The organism is Nonomuraea sp. NPDC000554, assembly GCF_040300065.1.
In the GTDB taxonomy this organism is placed as follows: domain Bacteria; phylum Actinomycetota; class Actinomycetes; order Streptosporangiales; family Streptosporangiaceae; genus Nonomuraea.
Map to the genome: position 1 here is coordinate 118,971 of NZ_JBEPDC010000015.1, position 21,546 is coordinate 140,516.

The window sequence follows — 21,546 nt, forward strand, 5'->3', positions numbered from 1 at the left end:
GCCCGCCCGCAAGCCGTCCGAGCCGACTATCCTCTAGGCAGAACCCCCTGAAGGAGGTGGCCCCGATCGGCGAGGTCGTGCTCATCGTGCTGGCGATCCTGGCGTTCCTCCTCCTGGTCGCGGGCGTCGCCGTCTACCTGCTGGTCAAGGTCGGCAAGAAGGCTGCCACCAAGGCCAAGCAGGCCACCACGCGCCTGGCCACCCACGTCAACGCGATGGGGCCCGGCGACGCCGCGGAGGTCGAACGGCTCCGGCTCGACCTGCGGCGCGAGGTGTCGCTGACCCGCCAGGCCATCGATCAGGCGCACGGCCGGGGCTGGCACCTCGGCGACCTGCCCAGACTGATGGCCGACCTGTCGAGCCAGGCCGAGGTGCACGACGGCCAGCTCGGGATGTACGCCCAGCAACGCCGCATGTCACCGTACGTCGACCACGCCACGCTCGACCGGCTCCGCGAGCACCAGGCCAAGCTGACGTCCATGTGCGCCCGCATCCGCGCCGACCTGCTCGGCGACCAGGTCCACCACGCCGCGACCGGCATCGACGACCTCCACGCCCGCACCGAGCTGGAGATCGAGTCCCGCCGCCCCGCCCCCGACCCCCTCGACGAGATCGACCGCCTCTACAGCCGGGAGCGAAAAGACCTCTCCTGACTCCCACCCAGGGTGACATGATGGTCACCCGACGTGAGATCTCCAGAGAGGCTACGACGATGTCCGGTGCCCTCCCGGAGTGGTTCCATCCAGGCCCACCTGGCGGATGGACCGCCGAGATGCTGGATCACCTTCCCCCTGACGCGCCGCGGCACGTGGAGCTGATCGACGGCGCACTCATCATGCGGCCACCCCAGACGGTCTTCCACATGCTCGCCAACAGCCGGCTGACCGACCTCGCACTCGGGATCCGGCCGCCCGCCGATCTCATGACCGCTCGTGAAATGACGGTGACGCTGGGGGTACGGCAGCGTCCTGAGCCCGACGTCATCGTGATCAACAGGTCGGCGTTCTCCCTCGAAGCCACCACATTCAGGCCGGATGATGTCCACCTGGTCGTCGAAGTGGTCTCGGAAGAGTCCCGTGAGCGTGATCGGACCACGAAGCCGGTCAAGTACTCCAGCGCGGGCATCCGGCACTTCTGGCGTGTGGAGCAGGAGGACAACGCGATGGTGGTCTACACGTTCGAGCTGGAACCCGTGGTCAAGGCCTACGTCCCCACCGGCATCCATCGCGGGCGACTCCAGACCTACATCGGCTTCGACGTGGACATCGACCTCGACAAGGTCATCGGCTGACCTGGCGGCCCAGCGCGCACACCACCTGACGCTTCGGCGCACATCCCACCGCGCGGCTCTGCGCGGGGCGCAGCTCGCGGGTCAGCGCACGCCCCACCTGGCACATCGACGCACGTCCCGCCGCGCGGGTCAGTGCGCGTCCCACTCCCGATAGAGGTACTCGGCGAACTCCGCCTCGGTGGCGCCGCTGTTCAGCAGGGCCTTGCCCGCCTGCGCCTCGGCCGTGGCGGGCAGCCGCCCTTCGAGCAGGATCGGCAGCGACAGCCGGCGCGCCAGCAGCTCGCGCGGCGAGATCCCCGACGGTCTGCGCACCACCGACACGTTGACGCGCAGTCCGTGCTCGTTCCCCGGTGCCGCCTCCGGCCGGTCGATCTCGATGGCGGCGTAGCGGAAGCCGTTGGCCAGGTCGCACGGGGCGCATCCGGCGGGCCCCCTGCTGAGTCTGCCGCCACACTCGTCGCAGGTCAGCCGGTCATAGGCGGCGTCGACCACCCGCCACACGTGCTTGTCGGGCTCGTCGACCACCATCTCGGCGATGGCCCGCTCCTCGGCCGGGCCGGGGGCGGTCGTGGCGAACTCGGCGGCGAGGAACGCCCGCCAGCCCTCCTCGACGATCTCGTCGACCAGCGCCGCGCACCGGGCGCAGCCCGGGGCTCCGGCCGGTTCCCAGTGAGAGCACACTCCGCATCGCCGCATGTCCTGCACCGTACAAGCCCGGTGGGAGACGTTCACCTGATTTATTCGGTTGCCCCGCCACGGTGATCACCGGCATACTCACACGAGTTGATCGCCGTCGGCGCGAAGGGAGGGTGAGACCGTGATGACGACTGTTCGCGTGCCGTTTTCCGCGTCCTCATACCTTCCCACCGGTCATCCGCTGACCTGATCGCCGAGCCGGTGGGCTTCGTTTCTGGAGAGATCCCACCGTGCCGAAGCACTCGCAACACCACCGCCGTGGCAAGTACGCCCTCGACGCCGACGACATCGAATGGCTCGAGAGGACGCCCGAGACGTCCGCCGACGACGGGCCGCCCGAGGGCGACCGCTGGTCCACCTGGGACCAGAGCACTCCCACCGAGCGCGGCCCCCAGCCCTATCCGAGCTGGCTGGTCACCGAGCTGGCCGCCGTCGACACCGAGCTGGGCATTCTCAAGACCGGCAAGGAAGCCGACGTCCATCTGATCTCGCGTGGGGTGCCCGGCACCGACCGGGTGTGCCTGCTGGCCGCCAAGCGCTACCGGTCCTCCGAGCACCGTCTCTTCCACCGCGACGCCGGATACCTCGAAGGCCGCAGAACCCGCGAGAGCCGCATGAACCGGGCCATGGCCAACCGCACCGCGTTCGGCAAGCAAGTGATCGCGGGCCAGTGGGCGGTCGCCGAGTTCGGGGCGCTGTGCCGCCTGCGCGAGCTGGGGCTGCCCGTGCCGTATCCGGTGCAGATCGTCGGCACGGAGATCCTTCAGGAGTTCGTCGGCACCCCGGACGGCTTCGCCGCCCCGCGCCTGGCCAACGTCTCAGAAGGCCTGGACGAGCTGTGGAAGCAACTGGTGGAGGCGATGGTCACGCTGGCCAGGGAGGGTCTGGCGCACGGCGACCTGTCGGCGTACAACCTGCTGGTGCACGAGGGCGGGCTGGTCATCATCGACCTGCCGCAGATCGTGGACGTGATCGCGCACCCGGCGGGCCGGTCCTTCCTCGACCGCGACGCCCGCAACGTGGCCACCTGGTTCGCCGCCAAGGGCGTCGCCGCCGCCGACCCCGACTCGCTGTCCGCCCTGCTCCACAAGGAGGCGGGCATGAGCTGACGGACCGAATATCGTTCTCGTGGAAAGCCCCCCGTCCACTACCTTGTCGCCCATGCATTCGATCATCTCCCTCTTACTCACCGCGGCGGTGGCCGTGCCGGGCGTCCCCGACAAGGGGCGCTCGGAGCCGGTGGCGGACCCCGTCTACCCCGCGTACGGCAACCCCGCGATCGACGTCCTGCACTACGGGCTGCGGCTGGACTGGAAACCGTCTCGGCGGCTGCTCACCGGCACGGCCCTGCTCACCGTCCGGGCCGTCAAGAAGATCGACAAGATCACGCTCGACTTCGGGCGCGCGCTGCGCGTGGACGAGGTCACGGTCGCGGGCACCCGGGTCGTGGCCCGGCACCCGGGCGACGACCTGGTGATCCCGCTGCGCTCGCCGCTGGAGGCGGACGCGCGGGTTCGGGTGGTCGTCCGGTATCACGGCGTTCCCGAACCCGCACGGACCCGCCAGTACCGCTCCGACATGAAGCGGCTGGGCTTCCGCTCGGCGGCCGACGGGTCGGCATGGGCGCTGCAGGAGCCGTACGGGGCCTTCACCTGGTTCCCTGTGAACGACCAGCCGTCCGACGAGGCGCTCTACGATGTGGCGATCAAGGTGCCACGCGGGTGGGCGGCGGTGGCGCACGGGCGTTTCGCCGGCCGGAAGGGGAACACCTACCACTGGCGTTCGACCGAGCCGGTCGCCAGCTACGTCACGCTGTTCACGGCCGATCGCTACCGCCACTTCGCCGCCAAGGGGCCGCGTGGAATCCCGATCACGTACTGGTTGAACAAGCGTGACCAGACGGAGAACCTCCCCGTCGTACGGCAGACGCCGGGCATCCTGCGCTGGCTGGAGAAGCGGCTGGGGCCGTACCCCTTCTCCAGCGCGGGCGTGGTCGTCACCAGCGACTCGGGGATGGAAACCCAGCAGATGGTGACGCTGGCCCCCAGTTTCCTGAGGCCCGAGGTGGTGGCGCACGAGATGGCGCACCAGTGGTTCGGCAACGCGGTCACGCCCCGGACCTGGCGGGACCTGTGGCTGAACGAGGGCTTCGCCGAGTACATCGAGTGGCAGTGGGCGGCCGACCACACGGCTGAGACGCTCGAGGACTACCTCACCGAGGCCAGGGAGATCGACGGGCGGCTGCGCCGGGAGTCGGGGCCGCCCGGACGGTACACCCCGGGCCGGTTCGGGGCCGGCAATGTGTACATCGGCCCTGCGTTGATGCTGCACGAGATCCGCAAGCGACTCGGGGACGAGCGGTTCTTCGCGACCCTGCGGGCCTGGGTGCAGGAGCACCGGGGGACCACACAGGACAGGGCGTCGTTCGTGACATGGCTGAACGCCCGGACCGGGGAGGACTTCACCGCGCTGGTCGACCAGTGGCTCGACTCGCCGACCACGCCCGCCACTACTTGACCCCCGCCTCCCGCATGTCGCGGAGCTCCCGCTTCAGCTCCTTGATCTCGTCGCGCAGCCGGGCCGCCACCTCGAACTGCAGGTCGGCCGCCGCCTGGTGCATCTGCTCCGTCAGCGACTCGATCAGCGACTCCATCTGCGCCCGCGGCATCTCCCCCGCGATCGCCCTGGCGTGCTGCCCCGCCTGCTTGGCGGCGAAGCCCGGGACCGGGGCCTTGCCGCGGGACTGCTGCCGGCCGCCGCCCATGAGCTGCTGGGTGTCGGCGTCCTCGCGCTGCAGCGAGTCGAGGATGTCGGCGATCTTCTTGCGCAGCGGCTGCGGGTCGATGCCGTTGGCCTGGTTGAAGGCGATCTGCTTGGCCCGGCGCCGGTTGGTCTCGTCGATGGCCCGCTCCATCGACGGGGTGATCTTGTCGGCGTACATGTGGACCTGGCCGGAGACGTTTCGCGCCGCTCGGCCGATCGTCTGGATCAGGGACGTGTCGGAGCGGAGGAAGCCCTCCTTGTCGGCGTCGAGGATCGCCACCAGCGACACCTCGGGCAGGTCGAGGCCCTCGCGCAGGAGGTTGATGCCGACCAGGACGTCGAACTCGCCGGTGCGCAGCTCGCGCAGCAGCTCGATGCGGCGCAGCGTGTCGACCTCGCTGTGCAGGTAGCGGACGCGGATGCCGAGTTCGAGCAGGTAGTCGGTCAGGTCTTCGGCCATCTTCTTGGTCAGCGTGGTGACCAGGGCGCGCTCGTCGCGGTCGGCCCGGGCGCGGATCTCGTGGACGAGGTCGTCGATCTGCCCCTTGGTCGGCTTGACCACGACCTCGGGATCGACCAGCCCGGTGGGCCGGATGACCTGCTCCACCACCTCGCCCTTGACCCGCCCCAGCTCGTACGGCCCCGGCGTGGCCGACAGGTAGACCGTCTGGCCGATGCGCTCCAGGAACTCCTCCCACTTCAGCGGCCGGTTGTCGAGCGCCGACGGCAGCCGGAACCCGTGCTCGACGAGGGTGCGCTTGCGGGAGGCGTCGCCCTCGTACATGGCGCCGATCTGCGGCACGGTCTGGTGCGACTCGTCGAGCACCAGCACGAAGTCTTCCGGGAAGTAGTCGAGCAGCGTGTTGGGGGCGCTGCCGGCGGCCCGCCCGTCCATGTGGCGCGAGTAGTTCTCGATGCCGGAGCAGGTGCCGATCTGGCGCATCATCTCGATGTCGTACGTGGTGCGCATGCGCAGCCGCTGCGCCTCCAGCAGCTTGCCCTGGCGCTCCAGCTCCGACAGCCGCTCGGCCAGCTCGGCCTCGATGCCGGCCACGGCCGCCGCCATCCGCTCCTCGCCCGCGACGTAGTGGGAGGCGGGGAAGATGTACAGCTCCTCGTCTTCGGTGATGACCTCGCCGGTCAGCGGGTGCATGGTCGAGAGCTTCTCGATCTCGTCGCCGAACATCTCGATGCGGACGGCGAGCTCCTCGTACTTCGGGATGATCTCGATCGTGTCGCCGCGGACCCGGAAGGTGCCCCGGGTGAAGGCGAGGTCGTTGCGCGTGTACTGCATGTCGACCAGGCGGCGCAGGAGCTGGTCGCGGTCGATGTCCATGCCGACGCTGAGCCTGGCCATGCGGTCGACATACTCCTGCGGCGTGCCCAGGCCGTAGATGCACGACACGGACGCCACCACGATCGTGTCGCGCCGGGTGAGCAGCGAGTTGGTCGCCGAGTGGCGCAGCCGCTCCACCTCGTCGTTGATCGAGGAGTCTTTCTCGATGTAGGTGTCGCTCTGCGGGACGTACGCCTCAGGCTGGTAATAGTCGTAATAAGAGACGAAATATTCGACCGCGTTGTTGGGCAGCATCTCGCGCAGCTCGTTCGCGAACTGGGCGGCGAGCGTCTTGTTGGGCTGCATGACCAGCGCGGGCCGCTGCAGCCGCTCGATCAGCCAGGCGATCGAGGCCGTCTTGCCCGTGCCCGTCGCGCCCAGCAGGACGCTGTCCTTCGCCCCGGCCTTGACGCGGCGCTCCAGCTCGGCGATGGCCGTCGGCTGGTCGCCCGAAGGAGTCATCTCGGTGACGACCTCGAAGGGCGCCACCTTCCGCTGCAAATCTGTGACCGGTCGCATGCTGCCCACTGTAGGCCGCGCCACTGACAGAACTCGTCGGCGGGCCTCGGGCCCGGCAGAGGTCAGCGGTGCTTCGGCGGGTGCGCGGAGGTACGCGACGGCGGTGAGCGCCCCCGCGAGCCAAGGAACGCCCGATATCACCCCGTAAACCCCGCCGTTGCAAGCGATCAGCAAGTCTCACCCGATACGGTCTGATTCGCCTGTAGCGGAAAAGGAAGGTGCGATGTCACGACCCAGAGAAGCCTTGATCCAGGCAGGCCAGGGCGTAGCCCAGGCGGTGCTCCAGGGGGGTGATGTGCGCCAGGCCGTCGGGCAGGCGATAGACCAGGCAGGCCAGTTCCAGGTGCCGGGGCAGGCCCCGGGGTTCGCGCTCAACCCGCACGACTTCGCCGCCGCCCGCGACGGTGGCGCGTCCGTCGGCACGCTGATCGAAGCCAGGACGGCGTCGCTGAACGAGGCCGGCGAGATCGTCAACCGCAGCTTCGCCGAGAACGGCATGCACGTCATCTCGCCCGTCGTGATCCCCAAGGGCAGCACCGCGAAGGTGGTCGTGCCGCTGGCCATCCTGGTCGTGCTCGGCCTGATCGGCGCGCTCGGCAACGTCATCCCGGACACCGAGGTGTTCTTCGGCGCACACTACTGGATCGTGCTCGTGCTGGCCGCGGCGTTCCTGTGGTGGCGACGCAGCGTGGTCATGGTGCCCGAGGGCTGCAAGGCGCTGATCACCAAGTTCGGCAAGCTGGTGCAGATCGCCGAGCCCGGACGGGTGACGCTGTTCAACCCGTGGAAGCGGGTCAGCTACATCGTCAACACCACCCGCGAGTACCCGTTCAACGCGCCGATCCGCGAGGCGCCGACGCAGCAGGGCGTCAAGGCGAGCGTCGACATGTTCCTGCAGTTCAGGATCGAGAACCCGGCCGAGTTCATCTTCGTGCTCGGCTCGGTCAGCGGCTTCCAGTCCAAGCTGCAGAACGCCATCAGCGAGGTCACCCGCTCACTCATCTACGCGCAGCGGGCGGAGGATATCTACGACCTGGTGGGCGAGAGCACGGTGGGCATGCTGGACAACCTCAACCAGCAGTTCCTGCCCGCCGTCCGGCTGACGGACGTGAACATCACGCACGCCGAGCCGTCCAGCCAGGAGTACCGGATGGACCTCGCCGCGCCCGAGATGGTGCGGGTGGCCAAGGAGGCCTACACCTACGAGTACGAGCTGCAGCTGCGCAAGGAGCAGAACGAGGGCGACCTGGTCAAGGAGCTGGCGGGGCTGCAGGAGACGCTGAGCGCGATCCAGGCCGAGATCGCCGGCTACCAGGCGCGCATGGACACCGCGCTGGAACGGGCCTCGCACCAGGCCAAGGCGCAGGCCAGGCAGCGGCTGGTCGAGGCGGAGTCGTCGGCCAACGCCAACTCGGCGCTCCTGGAGGCGCAGGCGCTGGACATCAGGGCGCTGTCCGCCGCCGAGGCGCCGGAGATCCTCGACTACCGCTTCCAGCAGGACCTGCTGGACAAGCTGGAGTCGGTCTCGGCCAGGCTGCCGCAGGTGGTGCAGGTGGGTGAGCAGACCGACATCGACTTCCTGGCCCTGGCGCAGCAGCTCGTCGGCGGCACGGGGGCGGCGCTGTTCTCGCCCGAGGACATGGCCGCCATCCGCTCCAGGCTCGCCGAGATCGGCGAGCGCGTGCGCGGCAGGGAGGACGAGATCGCCGCCCTGCTCAAGAAGGTGGCGGAAGAAGTGGCGGAGGAGCCGGAGGACGTACCGGCCATCGAGGGTGAGGTCCGATGAGCCGCGAGTTCTCGAAGATCAAGGAGTCTCTGGCCTCCTGGTCCGACATCAGGCAGCTGCTGCGCGGCGGCGAGCAGGGCCAGCTCGTGCCCGTGGTGATCCCCAAGGACCGGCGCGGGTTCGCCTGGGCGTCGCTGCTGTTCCTGGCGCTGTACTTCGCCGGGACGGCGGTCATGGCGAACGATCCCGTCACGACCGTCCTGGCCGTGATCGCGGCGCTGTTCCTGCTGCTCGTCGCGCTGATCTGGATCTGGCGCAAGGCGATCATCGAGATCGAGGAGGGCACCACCGGCGTGCGCAGCCGCTGGGGCGCCATCACCGGCACGCTGCCCCCCGGCCGCCACTACCTGTGGCTGCCGTGGGACCGGGTGGACGCGGTCGTCGACACCTCCACCGAGATCCCGTACTCCGCGCCGATCGTGGCCTGCCCGACGGCCGAGAACGTGCCGCTGAAGTCCATCGAGTTCTTCCTCAAGTTCCGCATCGTGGACCCGGTCGCGTTCGTCAGGACGATCGGCGCGGGCAACTTCGACCTGGTCCTGGCCAGCGCCGTCCAGGACGCCATCAGGCAGCGCAGCCGCAGGGTCAACACCGAACGCGCGTACGACCTGCGCGGCTCCGACGTCGGCGACATGCAGGAGGCGCTCAACCGCCAGCTCGGCCGGTACGGCGTGCGCGTCACCGGCGCCAACATCCCCGACGTGCAGCTGCCCGACCAGTACCAGCAGCACCTGGCGACCCGCGAGAAGGTCGCCAAGGAGCTGTCGGCCTACGAGCGCGAGTGGGAGCTGACCCGCAAGCGCCGCATCGACACCCTGCTCATGGAGATCGAGCGCTCCAAGAAGACCCGCGACGCCCGCGTCGTCGAGGTCAAGGCCGCGCACAACAAGGCGCGCAAGGACGTCGCCCGGATGCTGGAGGAGCAGGAGACCGAGGCCCAGCGGGTGCGCTGGGAGATCGAGGCGCGCGGCAGAGCCGAGCTGACCGCGGCCGAGAACGAGGCCAAGGCGCTGCGCCGGCTGGCCGAGTCGTACCGCGACAACCGGGCCGTGCTGCAGTACGAGCTGGCCCGCAGGCGCCTGGACGTGGGCGCCAAGCTGGCGGAGAGCGCCCCCCAGCCGCTGGTGGTCCGCACCCAGCAGGGCACCGGCGACTCCGCACTGTCCACCCTGCTGCTCGCCCAGTTGCTCCCCCGCATCTCGGCCGGCGGCAACGGCCACGCACCGACCGCATAGGAGAACCCCATGGTGTTCCGCAAGCTGATGGCCGCGTTCGGCGCGGGCGTCGAAGTCGACACGGTCCTGTCGAGCACCGGTGTCCGTCCCGGCGAGCCGCTGCGCGGGGTGGTCAACTTCCGCGGCGGCAACGCCGACTACAAGGTCGAGGGCATCCACCTGGACCTGACCGCGGTGGTCGAGGTGGAGCGCGGCGACGAGGAGTACAAGACGACCTACAGTTTCCTGCGCCGGCAGGTGGCCGGGTCGTTCCAGCTCGCGGCGGGCGCCGAGCACAGCCAGCCGTTCGAGATCCCGATGCCGTGGGAGACGCCGATCAGCGCGATCGGCGGGCACCCGCTGCACGGCATGAAGCTGGGCGTGCAGACCGAGCTGGCGCTGGCCGGCGCGCTCGACAAAGGCGACCTGGACCCGCTGTTCGTCAACCCGCTGCCCGCCCAGGAGTACGTCATCGCCGCGCTCGACCGGCTCGGCTTCGCCTTCAAGAAGGCCGACCTGGAGCGCGGGACGCTGTACGGCTCGACCATGCCGTTCTTCCAGGAGATCGAGTACTACGCGGGCGGGTCGTGGCGGCGCCACTTCAACGAGCTGGAGCTGACGTTCATCGCCGGCCCGCAGCAGATGGACGTGATCCTGGAGGCCGACAAGCGGGGCGGGTTCCTGACCTCCAGCCACGACGCCTACAACCGTTTCACGGTCCGCTACGACGACCACCCGGGCTCGGCGGACCAGGCGTTGCAGCACGGCCTGGAGCAGATGGCGCGCCGGCGCGGCTGGTTCTGACCTCCCGGCGCTACGCGTGGGTCACGGCCAGGAGATGGCCGCTGACGCCGAGCAGCGAAGGCACCGACTCCAGGCGGCGGGCGGCCGCGAGCAGCAGCTCACGCCGCTCGCCGTCGTCGAGCACCCGCGCCGGTGTCGGCGGCAGCACCCGGCGCAGGACGTCCTGGGTGCGCCAGAACTCCAGCCGCCCGCGCCCCTCGCGTGACCGCGTCAGCTCGCCGCCACGCTGGTAGTAGCCGAGAACATCAGGGTCCATGATCGGGAATCCTGTACATGCGCTCGATCCAGGCCCGATAGCGCCAGCCGTTCACCCGGTAGTCGTGGCGGCGGTACTCGCCGAACACCTGACGCTTGAGTTCACGCAGCCGGGCGGCGACGTTCGGCGCCCAGCCGGTCATCGGGTAGCCGCGGTACGACGCTCTCCGCATCCGCAGCCCTTGGAGGGCGGCCAGCGCGAAGCGGGCCGAGGCGACGTGGTCGGGATGGTCATCGCGCCTGGCGTGCGGCGGCGGATCGGGATCGAGCGTGCGCAGCACGTTCGATCCGAACCTGACGTACAGGACGTGCAGCGCGGTGATGACGTCCTCCCTGCTCGCGCAGGGCCCGCCGGGGACGTACACCCGCACGCATGCCCCGCCCTTCCACAGCCGGGTGAGCGCGAAGCGGCCGCCGTCGGCACGCGGGTCGCCGCCGTCGGGCAGCCTGGCGAAGACCAGCCTGACCCGCGGCCTGTCGACGAGGGTGTCCATCGTCAACGGCAGCCTCCCCGCCTTCAGCGGGGTGGAGCGCCACGCGTTGCGCACCCCGGCCAGATAGGCGTAGGCGGCGCGCACGCCGTCCTCCCGGTCGCGGACGTACACGGTCGGGTCGTGCTCGTCGTCGAACCCGGCGGTGCCCTCGCCCGCGGTGAGGTAGACCGTGACCGTCGGCCGCCCCTCGGCGACCGCCCCGTACAGGTCGGGGCTCATGAACAGCAGGTCGTCGTCGGGATGCGCGACAACCTGCAGGAACCGCTCGCCCGGCGACGGCATGTCGGCGACCGCGGCCGCCACCTGCACCGTCACCGGGCAGACGATGAACGCCACGAGCGTCAACGCGAGCAGGCTCGCGCACAGCGCACGTATCCCCTTCATCCCCACCCCCGTGTCGCAGCAAGCGTAGGCATCGGGACGCCCCGAGCACATGAGCTCCAAGGTGGATCTGTTCACTCATTCTCGGGTATGACGTCGTGGCTTTACGTGCGCTGGCAGTCGCATGACGCAGTCGTTAACATGACCTTGGGGACTGACTGATCGTCGGATGCGGGGCGAGCGATGGCACGGTTCACTGCGGCGTCGAAGCGGCTCGCGTCATGGGCGGCCCAGAACGCCGACGGTGCGATCGCGCTCGGCCTGGCGATCGTGGTCGGCGTCCTCGGCGTCATCCCCGACGACGTCTTCGGCAAGAACGGGGTGGACATCCAGCGGCAGCTCGTCAGCTCGTCCACGCTGGTGATCCTGGCGCTGGTGGCGACCGCGCTGCTGCGCGACCGGGTCCGCCAGGCGCCCGTCGAGGAGACGATCACCTCGGGCGCGCTCGCCGACCTGCCGGTACGGCTGGCCCGGCTGGAACAGATCGAGACGCTGGTCACCGGCACCCGCAGGGCCCTCGACTCGCTCCAGCTCGTCAGAGTGCTCGGCAGCCGCCAGGAGATCGCGCAGGCGCACGCCGACGCCCGCAAGGACACCACCCGATGGAGCTTCAAGGGCGGCACCGGCACCTACCTGCGCGCGGTCACGCTGCCCGAGTGCGTCGCCGCCGCCCGCCGGGACAAGCGCCACCTGACGGTCAGGATCGAGGTCATCGACCCGTCCGACGTGGAGGTGTGCGAGACGTACGCGCACTACCGGCGCTCCCTGTCCGACGCCCCCGACGGCACCGGCGAGACGTGGACGACCGACAGGGCCAGGAAGGAGTCCTACGCGACGATCCTGGCCGCGTTCTGGCACCGGCAGCGCTACGGGCTGCTCGACATCGGGGTCGGCCTGTCGTCCACGATGACGACGTTCCGCTGGGACCTGTCGTCCACCCGCCTGATCATGACGGTCGAGGACCCGAACCGGGCGATGACCGCGCTGGCCGACACCTTCTACTACGAGAACTGCGACACCGAGCTGCGGCTCAGCTTCGAGCAGGCGCGCCGGGTGCCGCTGGAGACCTACAAACGGGTGCCGCTCAGCGACGAGCCCACCGTCGAGGAGGTGCAGGAGCTGTTCGAGCGGATCGGGGTGCCGCTGCCCAAGTCGTACGACCTGCGCGACATCGTCGACATCGCCCGCAAGGCGCTGCGTGCCAGGGACCCGTACGCATGAGCTACCCCAGCGTCTACCAGCAGGTCGTCGAGGGACGCGCGCGGACGTGGGCGCTCCGGGCGCTGTCCGGGCCCGGCGTCACGGCCGTGCGCCACCCGCTCGGCTTCGTCTGCCTGCCGCTGGAGCGCGACGGCGGCGAAGGGGTGTGCGTGCACCTGTGGTCCGACTCGCTGCCGCACGCCCGGAGCACCACGTCCCAGATCCACTGCCACAGCTGGGACCTCGTCAGCCACGTCCTGTACGGGCAGGTGCGCAACGTGCACGCGGTCGTCACCGACGCCGGTCGGGACGCCACGCACCGTGTGTTCGAGGTGGTCAGCGCCGCCGACGGCGACCGCATCACGCCCACCCGCCGCACCGTGCGGCACGCGACCGGGCTGGTGGAGTCGTTCGGCCCCGGCGACACCTACACGCTGGCCGCCGACCGCTTCCACAGCAGCGTGGTGCCCGAGGGCGGCGAGGCCGCCACGATCGCGCTCGGACGGGGGCGTCCCGGCAGCCACGACCTGTCGCTCGGGCCGCTCGGCGGGAGCGTCCACCACGTGTGCAGAGAGCCGCTCGACGCCGAGGAGACGGCCCGCGCCGTCCGCCTGATCACCGCCCACCTGACCTGAGGGGTGCCCGATGGATCTGGATCACGCTCGCGCGGTCGCCGTGGAGGCCGCCGAGGCGGCGGGCTCGCTGCTGCTGGAGGGCACGCGGGGCGCGCTCGGCGTCCGGCCCAAGGGCGGGTCCGGGGACGTGGTCACCGACCTGGACCTGGCCTCGGAGAAGCTGCTGGTGGAGCGGATCCTCACGGCGTACCCGTCGCACGCGGTGATCGCGGAGGAGTCGGGGCTGCTGGGGGCGTCCGGCGGGGAGTGGACGTGGCTGGTCGACCCGCTCGACGGCACCAACAACGTGGCGATCGGGCTGCCCGCGTACGTGGTGGGGGTGGCGCTGTGCCGCGCGGGACGTCCGGTGCTGGGCGTGGTGCACGATCCCGTCACCGCCCAGACCTGGTCGGCGATCCGCGGGTGCGGCGCCGTGACGGCGTCCGGGGCGCGGCTGGCGGCGCCGTACCGGCCCTCGCCGCACGGGCCGCTGCTGGCCTGGACCCAGGGGTACGCCGTGGCCAGGGACGACGCGACCGTGCGGGCGCTCAAGGGCACGCTGGAACTCGCGGCGCGGCGGGTGCTGCAGCTGTGGGCGCCGCTGCTGTCGTGGGCGATGCTGGCCAGGGGCGACATCGACGGCATCGTCGGCTACCGGGCGGAGTCGGTGGACCTGCCGGCGGGGGCGCTGATCGCCCAGGAGGCGGGCGTCGAGATCCGCGCCCTGGACGGCGGGGCGTTCGAGGAGAACATCGACGGGACGGCCGAGGACCGCAGTTTCGTGGCCGCCCACCCCCGAGCCCTCCCTCACCTCCTCGACCTCCTCCGCTGACCCGGCCGGGGTTACGTGAGCTTGTACTCGCACGTCCCCTTGCCGGAGGCGACCTGCTTGCCGTCCACGGAGATGCGGCAGGCGGCCGCCTCGAGCCGGCCGTTCGCCGCCTGCGACGAGCCGGCCACGATCGACAGCAGGTGCCCGACCTGGTGTTCGGCGCCGACCACCTCGACCTTGAACGTCTTGGACCACGGCAGGTCCACGCCGCTGGCCGTGCCGTCCTCGTCGGCGACGTACATGATCGGCTGCATCGCCTTGCCCTTGCCGAGCACCTCGAAGGTGACGGTGTGCGTCTGGTTCTCGGCGGGTGCGGACGAGGCAGGCGCCGCGGCCGGAGCGCTGGACGTGGGCGAACCGGAGGTGGCTTCGGGCGCCGCCGCGCCGGAGGAGCCGCACCCGGCGAGCGCGAGGACAAGACCGAAACCGGCAATATAGTGGGATTTGACCATGCCTTTAATCTTCCATGACTCAGGCGTGTGGTCGGCCGCCGGGAGCCGGTCAGGTGGTGGCGACCAGCGCCCAGACGGTGGCGAGGAGGCCGACGACGGCCAGGCCCGCGCCCGTGAGAAGGAAGCGCCGCATGGGCACCTTCACGTCGTGGCGGCGGCAGGACTCGAACCAGAGCAGCGTCGCCAGGGACGCCCACGGGGTGATGACGGGCCCCACGTTGGTGCCCGCCAGCAGGGCCAGGAGCTGGTCCTGGTGGGGGACGACCTGCTGGACCGCCTGGTACGCGGGCAGGTTGTTGATCGCGTTCGACAGCCCCGCGCCGACGGCGGCCGTGCGGTAGGGGTCGTGGTCGCCGCCGATCATCCAGCTCATCAGGTCGGCCAGGCCGTGCCGGCTGAGCGTGGGCACCACCAGGAAGAGGCCCGTCACGAAGATCACCAGCTGCCACGGGACGAGACGCCAGGTCAGCCGGCCGCGCTGGCGGACGAGGAAGGCCAGCACGACGATCAGCGCCGCGGCCGAGGCGGCGACGGCGACGTGCACCTTCAGCAGCAGCGCGACGATGAAGACCACGCAGGCGACGGACGCGGCGGCGAACACGACCCGGTCGGCGACCGGCTCCAGCAGCGGCGGCGTGTAGCGCGCGTCGCGGCGCTGACCCCGGCGCCAGTAGAAGATCCACAGGAACGCCATGGTCACCGCGATCGCGGCGAGCTGCGGCGCCCACATGCGGGCGGCGAACTGCTGCGCGTCGAGGCCCAGCTTGTTCATGGCGAGGAGGTTGGTCAGGTTCGAGACAGGCAGCAGCAGGCTGGCCGTGTTGGCGAGCCAGATCGTGGTCATGGCCAGCGGCAGCGCGGCGATGCGGGCCCTGGGCGCGAGGGCGAGCATGACCGGCGTCAGCAACACCGCAGTCGTATCGAGATTCAGAAAAATCGTGACAAAAGATGCGAAAGCCGTACAAAGCAGGAAGAGGGCGGCGTAGTTACCGCGGCCGAACACCGCCAGCCTGGCGGCGATGACGTCGAAGACCTGGGCCTCCTTGGTCAGCTCCGCCAGCACGATGACGGCCACCAGGAAGATCATCAGCGGCCAGATCGTGTCGAGGCTCTCGGCCGCGTCGCGCAGGGGCAGCGCCCCGGTCGCCACGAACAGGAGACCGAGGGCGAGCAGCCCGATCCTGATCCAGTCGAGCACGCCCAGACGCCGCCACACCCGACGATGATCGCACACAGGCTGCGCGATGCCGATTCCGCGGGGGATACTGGGCGGCATGGCGCGTGACGGCAGGCCGACCGAGATCTTCGTCAGCTACTCCCCCGCCGACACGGCGTGGGCGACCTGGATCGCCTGGGAACTGGAGGCGGCGGGCTACCGGACGATGATCCAGGCGTGGGACTTCGTCCCCGGCACCAACTTCATCGACTTCATGGACCGCGGCGTCAGCGAGGCGCAGCTGGTCGTGGCGGTGCTCTCCCGCAACTACCTGACCTCCCGCTACGGCCGCCTGGAGTGGCAGGCCGCGCTGCGCGCCGACCCCGACAACCCGTCGAACAAGCTGGTCACGATCCGGCTGGAGGACGTCCAGCTCGAAGGGCTGCTGTCCACGATCACCTGGGTCGACCTGCTCGGCGTCACCGACTCGGGCCAGGCCAGGGCGCTGCTGCTGGGCCGCGTCCAGGAGGCGATGGCGGGCCGGGCCAAGCCGGAGGCCGCCCCGGCGTTCCCGTCCGGCTCGGCGGTGCCGCTGCCCGCGCCGACGCTGCCGCCGCCCGCCGAGCGGTCGCGGGCGCGGCGCGCTCCCGTGACCGCGCCGAAGTTCCCCCTGTCGGCGGTCACGGCCCAGCCGCGCGAGTCGCTGAGCGTGCTGCACATCGGCGGCCCCCGGTTCGGACGCGCGCTGCCCGACCCCGGCGAGCCGTTCACCCCCGAGGACATGCAGGCACGCATCTGGGCGGACCTGACGGAGATGTACGACAGGGGGATGCCACGCCCCGACCTGATGGTCGTCAGCGGCGACCTCACCGAGTCGGGCAGTCTCGGGCAGTTCGGGCAGGCGACGCGGTTCCTGACCGACCTGAGGCTGCTGATCGGCCTGGAGCCGCAGCGGCTGGTGATCGTGCCCGGCCCCCGCGACGTGACCAAGGCGGCGGCCAGCGCGTACTTCCTCACCTGCGAGGCCGACGACGTGATCCCGCAGCCGCCGTACTGGCCGAAGTGGCGGCACTTCGCGGGCCTGTTCGGCGAGGTGTACCAGGGGCTGGACGACCGGGTGTTCGACGGCGGCCAGCCGTGGAGCCTGTTCGAGGTGCCCGACCTGAAGGTGGTCGTGGCGGGGCTGAACTCGACGATGGCCATGAGCCACCTGGAGCGCGACGCGTACGCGCTGCTCGGCGAGGCGCAGGCGGCCTGGTTCGCCGAGCGGCTGCGCCCGTACGAGGAGCGCTCGTGGCTGCGGCTGGGCGCGATCGGCCACCCGCCCGCCGCGCTGCACGACGCCCCGGCGTTCCAGCGGCTCCTCGGCCACCGGCTCAACCTGCTCTTCCACGGCGCGGGCGAGGCGGGCGAGGGGGCGGTGGCCGCGCCGCGCTCCGGGCACCACCAGGTCGTCGAGATCACCCCTGCCGGGCTGCGCACCTGGCTGCCGCGGGGCGGCGAGCCCGAGCGCGTCTCGTCCGGCTGGCGGGCCGCGCAGGCCACCTTCGCCGGCGAGGCGCTGCCCGAGCCCGACCCCGCGCCCCAACCGGCCGAGCGCGAGCCGAGCCCCGTCGAGCTGCTGCTCGACCGCATCACCGAGGTGTGCGAGGCCAGGCACGAGCGGGCCAGGATCCGCCGCTTCCCCACGCACCTGGTGGTCACCCACCCCGAGGACGGTTTCGTCCGGCTGACGATGATCGGCGCGCATGTCGGCGAGCTGACGGCCGCCGACACCGACGACTTCGTCCGGCGGGCGCACGCCGCCGACCTGACCGCCGAGCTCGTCTACCAGGGCGGCCCGCCGCCTGCCCGCGCGCTCCGCGACGACCTCATGCGCAGGGGGGTCAGGCTGCGCAGTTTCACCGAGTTCCAGGGCCTGCTGGACCTGTCGGGCTACGTGGCCGAGCAGTCGTCCAGGCTCGTCACCGACCGCCGCTACCCGCCGGAGCTGTACGTCCCGCAGCGCTACCGCGAGCTCGACCGGCCCGGCAACCTGGTCAGGCAGGGGCTGACCGACGAGCTGATGCGCCTGCTGGCGGCCGACCACGGCAGGTTCCTGTTACTGCTCGGCGACTTCGGCCACGGCAAGACCTTCGCCCTGCGCGAGCTGGCCAGGCGCATCCCGGCCGAGCTGCCGCACCTGACACCGATCTTCATCGAGCTGCGGGCGCTGGACAAGGCGCACAGCGTCGACAGCCTGGTGGCCGCCCACCTGGCCGCGCACGGCGAGGAGTTCATCGACCTCAAGGCGTTCCGCTACCTGCTCAGGCAGGGCCGGATCGTGCTGCTGTTCGACGGTTTCGACGAGTTGGTCACCCGGCTCACCTACGACCGGGCGGCCGACCACCTGGCGACGCTGCTGGCCGCGGCCGAGGACAAGGCGAAGATCGTCGTGGCCAGCCGCACCCAGCACTTCAAGTCGCACAGCCAGGTGCTGACCTCGCTCGGTGAGATGGTGGGGGTGCTGCCCCAGCGGCGGGTGCTCAGCGTCGAGGACTTCACGCACGACCAGATCCGCTCGTACCTGGCCAACCGCTTCGACGACGGCCACGAGGCCACGGCGCGCATGTCGCTCATGGAGGGCATCTCCGACCTACTCGCGCTGGCGCAGAACCCGCGCATGCTCAGCTTCATCGCCGACCTCGACGCCGACCGGCTGCGCACGGTGGCGGGAGCCCGCCACACGATCAGCCCGGCCCTGCTGTACGAGGAGATCCTCAGCTCGTGGCTGGCGTTCGAGGAGCGGCGGGCCAAGGTGCCCGGCTCGGCGACCGCGCTGACCACCGACGAGCTGTGGCGGGCGGTGACGGCGCTGGCGCTGCGGCTGTGGGACTCGGGCGAGTCCCTGCTGGGCGTGGACGAGCTGACCGAGATCGCCGAAACGCTCACCGACCTCGCCGCCGGCCAACTGTCACCCGCGCACACGGCGTACGCGATGGGCTCGGGCAGCCTGCTGGTGCGTACCGAGGAGGGCATGTTCGGGTTCATCCACGCCTCGGTGATGGAGTGGCTGATCGCCCGGCACGTCGCGGCGACGCTCGACGCGCCGGTGACGCTGTCGCGCAGGCCGCTGTCGGCGCTGACCGTGGAGTTCCTGTGCGACCTGGCCGACGTCCGGGCGCTGCGGGCGTGGGTGGACGACCCACCCCCGGAGGACGTCGCCCGCGCGAACGCCGTCAAGATCGCGGCCCGGCTGCGCACGCCCGCCCGCGCCGACCTGAGGGGCGCCAACCTGCAGGGCGAGGACCTGTCGGCCAGAGACCTCCAGGAGGTCGACCTGACCGGCGCGGACCTGACCGGCGCGACGCTGGCGGGCACGAACCTGTCCCGCGCGGTCCTGCGCGAGGCCAAGCTCGTCGGCACACGGCTCGACGGGGCCAGGCTGACCGGCGCCGACCTGACCGGAGCCGACCTGTCGGGCGCGCGGCTGGCGCGCACCGACCTGAGCGACATCTCGGCCGAGGGCGCCGTGTGGCACCGGGCCGCGCTGATCAACGTGACGGGCACGCTGCCGCACCTGCCGGGCGCGGCGGTGGTGCCGGGGCAGCCGGTCGAGGTGCAGCTGGCTCCCGCCGCGATCGGCGTGCCGTACGGGTACCACTTCCAGACCAGCCGCCTGCCTGAGCCGATCGCGTACAGCCCCGACGGCTCCACGATCGCGATCGGCAGCGACGACGGCGGCGTGCTGCTGTGCGTCGGCGGCCAGCCGGTGCGGAACCTGCAGGGCCACCGCGGCCGCGTCTACGCCGTCTCCTTCGCCGGGAACGTGCTCGCCACCGGCGCGAGCGACGGCATGGTGATCCTCTGGGACGCGCTCACCGGCGAGCGGCTGCGCACGCTCCCCGGGCACGCCGAGGGCGTCTGGCCGGTGCGGCTCAGCCCCGCGGGCGAGCTGGTCGCGGCGGGCGGCGGCGACGGCGTGGTCCGCGTCTGGGAGACGGCCACCGGGCAGCTCCTGCACCGGCTGTCCGGCCACGAGTCGCCCGTCTACACCGTCTCCTTCGGCCACGCGGCGCTCGTCACCGGCGACGCGGCCGGCGTGGTGCGGGTCTGGCATCTCGCCTCCGGCCAGGTCGCGCACACCCTCGACGGGCACAGAGGAGCGGTCTACCGCACCGTGCACAGCCCCGACGGCGGGCTGCTCGCCACGGGCGACGAGGCGGGAACCGTCCGCGTCTGGGACACCACGTCGTGGAAGCTGCGCCACACCCTGACCGGACACGGCAGCAGCGTCTACTGCGTGGCCTTCTCCCCCGACGGCTCGCTGCTGGCGACCGGCGACACCTCCGGAGCGGTACGCCTGTGGGAGCCGCGCACGGGCACCCCCCGCGGCCTGCACACCACCCACGCGGCGGCCGTCTACCAGGTGACGTTCAGCCCCGACGGGCGCACGCTGGCGACCGGCGACTCCAACGGCGTCGTCCGCGTGCAGGAGGCCGGCGGCACCCGGCGCACCGAGCTGACGGGGCACCGCAGCTCGGTGTGGCCGTTCGCGTTCCATCCCGACGGCGAGCAGCTCGCCACCAGCAGCAACGACGGCACGGTCCGGCTGTGGGACACCTCCTCCGGCAAGTGCCAGCGGGTGCTGCGCGGGCACGGCAGGCGGATCTCCTCCGTCAGGTTCAGCGCCGACGGCTCGATGCTGGCGACCAGCGGCAACGACGGCGTGGTGCGGGTGTGGGAGCCGCGCACCGGCCGCCGCCTGCGCGAGTTCACCGGCACCGCCGACCGGCTCATCTCGGCGCTGTTCTCACCGGCTGGGCCGGTGCTGGCCACCTCCAGCAACGACGGCGGCGTGCACTTCTGGAACGCCTCGACGGGCGACTACGAGCGCGAACTCGACGCCGACACCGACCACGTGTGGGCCGAGGCGTTCAGCCCCGACGGGGAGATGCTGGCCACGGCCAACGACGACGACAGCGTCCGGATCTGGTACCGGCCGACCAGCCGGCTGGTGAGCAACCTGGCCGACCACCGCGGCAGGGTCCGCTCGATCGCCTTCAGCCCCGACGGCCGGTACGTCGCGACGGGCTGCGACGACCGGCTCGTCCGCATCTGGCACGTCGAATCGGGCGGCCGGATCGCGACCCTGGAGGGGCACACCGACCGGGTCTACTCGGTCGTCTTCTCCCCGTCCGGCCGATACCTGGCCAGCGCCAGCAGCGACGGGCGGGCCCTGGTGTGGGAGCTGCGTCCCGGCCAGCCCTGGCAGCCACGCCTGATGCACACGCTCGACAAGCACGCCGGACGGCTGTGGAGCGTCGCCTTCGACCGCACCGGCGAGCGCCTGGCGACAGGCGGCGACGACCTCACCGTCCGGGTGTGGGGCACCGAGAGCGGCGAGCTGCTGCACACGCACACGGGCCACACCCGCCGGGTCTGGTCGGTCGCCTACAGCCCCGTCTCCGACCTGCTGGCGAGCGCGGGCGACGACGGCACGGTGATCCTCTGGGACGGCGACACCCGCCTGGCGACGCTCCTGGGCCTGCCGGAGGGGTGGGCGGCGCTGGCACCCGACGGCCGCTACAAGGTGCAGGGCGAGGTGGCGGGCCAGTTCTGGCACGTCATCGGAATGTCGAGGTTCGAGCTCGGCGAGCTGGACCCGCACCTGCCGGGAGTGCGGCAGGTAGCCCTCGACGCCCCCTTCTGAGACAGGGCGCCCCTCAGCGGGCCTCGACGGCCCGCCACTGCCCGCGCTCGTGCCCCTCGAC

17 protein-coding genes are annotated in these 21,546 nt (G+C 71.1%); 11 read left to right on the forward strand and 6 right to left on the reverse strand.

Going from position 1 to position 21,546, the window contains the following annotated elements; translation table 11 throughout:
• Positions 1-56: 56 nt before the first annotated feature.
• Both ABT294_RS27280 and ABT294_RS27285 read left to right on the forward strand, forming a co-directional pair.
• A complete protein-coding gene (locus ABT294_RS27280) occupies positions 57-653 on the forward strand; it encodes a hypothetical protein (protein ID WP_350809115.1) in 597 nt (198 codons plus the stop codon).
• A gap of 119 nt (positions 654-772) precedes the next feature.
• Positions 773-1,291: a Uma2 family endonuclease gene (locus tag ABT294_RS27285; protein WP_350809116.1), complete on the forward strand. Its 519-nt coding sequence runs from the start codon at positions 773-775 to the stop codon at positions 1,289-1,291.
• A 129-nt stretch (positions 1,292-1,420) separates the two neighbouring features.
• On the opposite strand, the gene ABT294_RS27290 is transcribed toward ABT294_RS27285, so the two are convergent.
• Positions 1,421-1,987, reverse strand: coding sequence for a hypothetical protein (locus ABT294_RS27290; RefSeq protein WP_350809117.1), 567 nt, complete (start codon positions 1,985-1,987; stop codon positions 1,421-1,423).
• A gap of 230 nt (positions 1,988-2,217) precedes the next feature.
• On the opposite strand from ABT294_RS27290, the gene ABT294_RS27295 reads away from it, so the two are divergent.
• Both ABT294_RS27295 and ABT294_RS27300 read left to right on the forward strand, forming a co-directional pair.
• On the forward strand, positions 2,218-3,096 hold the full coding sequence (locus ABT294_RS27295; RefSeq protein ID WP_350809118.1) for a serine protein kinase RIO: 879 nt from the start codon (positions 2,218-2,220) through the stop codon (positions 3,094-3,096).
• 52 nt (positions 3,097-3,148) lie between these two features.
• Positions 3,149-4,504: a M1 family metallopeptidase gene (locus tag ABT294_RS27300; RefSeq protein WP_350809119.1), complete on the forward strand. Its 1,356-nt coding sequence runs from the start codon at positions 3,149-3,151 to the stop codon at positions 4,502-4,504.
• Here ABT294_RS27300 and uvrB read toward each other — a convergent pair.
• The gene (gene uvrB, locus ABT294_RS27305) at positions 4,497-6,605 is read right to left on the reverse strand and encodes an excinuclease ABC subunit UvrB (RefSeq protein WP_350809120.1); all 2,109 of its coding nucleotides are present in this window, start codon (positions 6,603-6,605) and stop codon (positions 4,497-4,499) included. The two genes, ABT294_RS27300 and uvrB, sit on opposite strands and share 8 nt — an antisense overlap.
• Positions 6,606-6,828: 223 nt before the next feature.
• Here uvrB and ABT294_RS27310 point away from each other — a divergent pair, with 223 nt between their 5' ends.
• From ABT294_RS27310 to ABT294_RS27320, 3 genes are read left to right on the forward strand one after another with little or no spacing between them, the layout of a single operon-like run.
• Positions 6,829-8,391: an SPFH domain-containing protein gene (locus ABT294_RS27310; RefSeq protein ID WP_350809121.1), complete on the forward strand. Its 1,563-nt coding sequence runs from the start codon at positions 6,829-6,831 to the stop codon at positions 8,389-8,391.
• Positions 8,388-9,626: an SPFH domain-containing protein gene (locus ABT294_RS27315; protein ID WP_350809122.1), complete on the forward strand. Its 1,239-nt coding sequence runs from the start codon at positions 8,388-8,390 to the stop codon at positions 9,624-9,626. Before ABT294_RS27310 ends, ABT294_RS27315 begins: the two co-directional genes overlap by 4 nt.
• Before the next feature lie 9 nt (positions 9,627-9,635).
• Positions 9,636-10,409, forward strand: a complete 774-nt coding sequence (locus tag ABT294_RS27320) for a sporulation protein (protein WP_350809123.1) — start codon at positions 9,636-9,638, stop codon at positions 10,407-10,409.
• A 10-nt stretch (positions 10,410-10,419) separates the two neighbouring features.
• On the opposite strand, the gene ABT294_RS27325 is transcribed toward ABT294_RS27320, so the two are convergent.
• Together ABT294_RS27325 and ABT294_RS27330 are read right to left on the reverse strand one after the other, a co-directional pair.
• Positions 10,420-10,665 (reverse strand): hypothetical protein, encoded by a 246-nt coding sequence (locus ABT294_RS27325; protein ID WP_350809124.1) that lies wholly within the window; start codon positions 10,663-10,665, stop codon positions 10,420-10,422.
• Positions 10,655-11,542, reverse strand: coding sequence for a PIG-L family deacetylase (locus ABT294_RS27330; protein ID WP_350809125.1), 888 nt, complete (start codon positions 11,540-11,542; stop codon positions 10,655-10,657). Before ABT294_RS27330 ends, ABT294_RS27325 begins: the two co-directional genes overlap by 11 nt.
• A gap of 180 nt (positions 11,543-11,722) precedes the next feature.
• On the opposite strand from ABT294_RS27330, the gene ABT294_RS27335 reads away from it, so the two are divergent.
• Genes ABT294_RS27335 through ABT294_RS27345 form a run of 3 tightly spaced genes read left to right on the forward strand, consistent with a single transcriptional unit; the run spans position 11,723 to position 14,185 of the window.
• A complete protein-coding gene (locus ABT294_RS27335; RefSeq protein WP_350809126.1) occupies positions 11,723-12,760 on the forward strand; it encodes a hypothetical protein in 1,038 nt (345 codons plus the stop codon).
• Positions 12,757-13,374, forward strand: coding sequence for a hypothetical protein (locus tag ABT294_RS27340; protein WP_350809127.1), 618 nt, complete (start codon positions 12,757-12,759; stop codon positions 13,372-13,374). Before ABT294_RS27335 ends, ABT294_RS27340 begins: the two co-directional genes overlap by 4 nt.
• Before the next feature lie 10 nt (positions 13,375-13,384).
• Positions 13,385-14,185, forward strand: a complete 801-nt coding sequence (locus ABT294_RS27345; RefSeq protein WP_350809128.1) for an inositol monophosphatase family protein — start codon at positions 13,385-13,387, stop codon at positions 14,183-14,185.
• Positions 14,186-14,196: 11 nt separating this feature from the next.
• Here ABT294_RS27345 and ABT294_RS27350 read toward each other — a convergent pair whose 3' ends face one another.
• On the reverse strand, positions 14,197-14,637 hold the full coding sequence (locus ABT294_RS27350) for a hypothetical protein (RefSeq protein WP_350809129.1): 441 nt from the start codon (positions 14,635-14,637) through the stop codon (positions 14,197-14,199).
• A 49-nt stretch (positions 14,638-14,686) separates the two neighbouring features.
• Positions 14,687-15,853 carry an ArsB/NhaD family transporter gene (locus ABT294_RS27355; protein ID WP_350809130.1) on the reverse strand — a complete coding sequence of 389 codons (1,167 nt, stop codon included), beginning with the start codon at positions 15,851-15,853 and terminating at the stop codon, positions 14,687-14,689.
• 58 nt (positions 15,854-15,911) lie between these two features.
• On the opposite strand from ABT294_RS27355, the gene ABT294_RS27360 reads away from it, so the two are divergent.
• Positions 15,912-21,485, forward strand: a complete 5,574-nt coding sequence (locus ABT294_RS27360) for a WD40 domain-containing protein (protein ID WP_350809131.1) — start codon at positions 15,912-15,914, stop codon at positions 21,483-21,485.
• The last annotated feature ends 61 nt before the right edge of the window (positions 21,486-21,546 follow it).

Bases quoted from the DNA above. Each gene is read 5' to 3' on its own strand.
- ABT294_RS27285 (WP_350809116.1), top strand. From the start codon at position 773: ATGCTGGATCACCTTCCCCCTGACGCGCCGCGGCACGTGGAGCTGATC.
- ABT294_RS27290 (WP_350809117.1), bottom strand. From the start codon at position 1,987: ATGCGGCGATGCGGAGTGTGCTCTCACTGGGAACCGGCCGGAGCCCCG.
- ABT294_RS27300 (WP_350809119.1), top strand. From the start codon at position 3,149: ATGCATTCGATCATCTCCCTCTTACTCACCGCGGCGGTGGCCGTGCCG.
- uvrB (WP_350809120.1), bottom strand. From the start codon at position 6,605: ATGCGACCGGTCACAGATTTGCAGCGGAAGGTGGCGCCCTTCGAGGTC.
- ABT294_RS27310 (WP_350809121.1), top strand. From the start codon at position 6,829: ATGTCACGACCCAGAGAAGCCTTGATCCAGGCAGGCCAGGGCGTAGCC.
- ABT294_RS27315 (WP_350809122.1), top strand. From the start codon at position 8,388: ATGAGCCGCGAGTTCTCGAAGATCAAGGAGTCTCTGGCCTCCTGGTCC.
- ABT294_RS27320 (WP_350809123.1), top strand. From the start codon at position 9,636: ATGGTGTTCCGCAAGCTGATGGCCGCGTTCGGCGCGGGCGTCGAAGTC.
- ABT294_RS27325 (WP_350809124.1), bottom strand. From the start codon at position 10,665: ATGGACCCTGATGTTCTCGGCTACTACCAGCGTGGCGGCGAGCTGACG.
- ABT294_RS27330 (WP_350809125.1), bottom strand. From the start codon at position 11,542: ATGAAGGGGATACGTGCGCTGTGCGCGAGCCTGCTCGCGTTGACGCTC.
- ABT294_RS27335 (WP_350809126.1), top strand. From the start codon at position 11,723: ATGGCACGGTTCACTGCGGCGTCGAAGCGGCTCGCGTCATGGGCGGCC.
- ABT294_RS27340 (WP_350809127.1), top strand. From the start codon at position 12,757: ATGAGCTACCCCAGCGTCTACCAGCAGGTCGTCGAGGGACGCGCGCGG.
- ABT294_RS27345 (WP_350809128.1), top strand. From the start codon at position 13,385: ATGGATCTGGATCACGCTCGCGCGGTCGCCGTGGAGGCCGCCGAGGCG.
- ABT294_RS27350 (WP_350809129.1), bottom strand. From the start codon at position 14,637: ATGGTCAAATCCCACTATATTGCCGGTTTCGGTCTTGTCCTCGCGCTC.
- ABT294_RS27360 (WP_350809131.1), top strand. From the start codon at position 15,912: ATGGCGCGTGACGGCAGGCCGACCGAGATCTTCGTCAGCTACTCCCCC.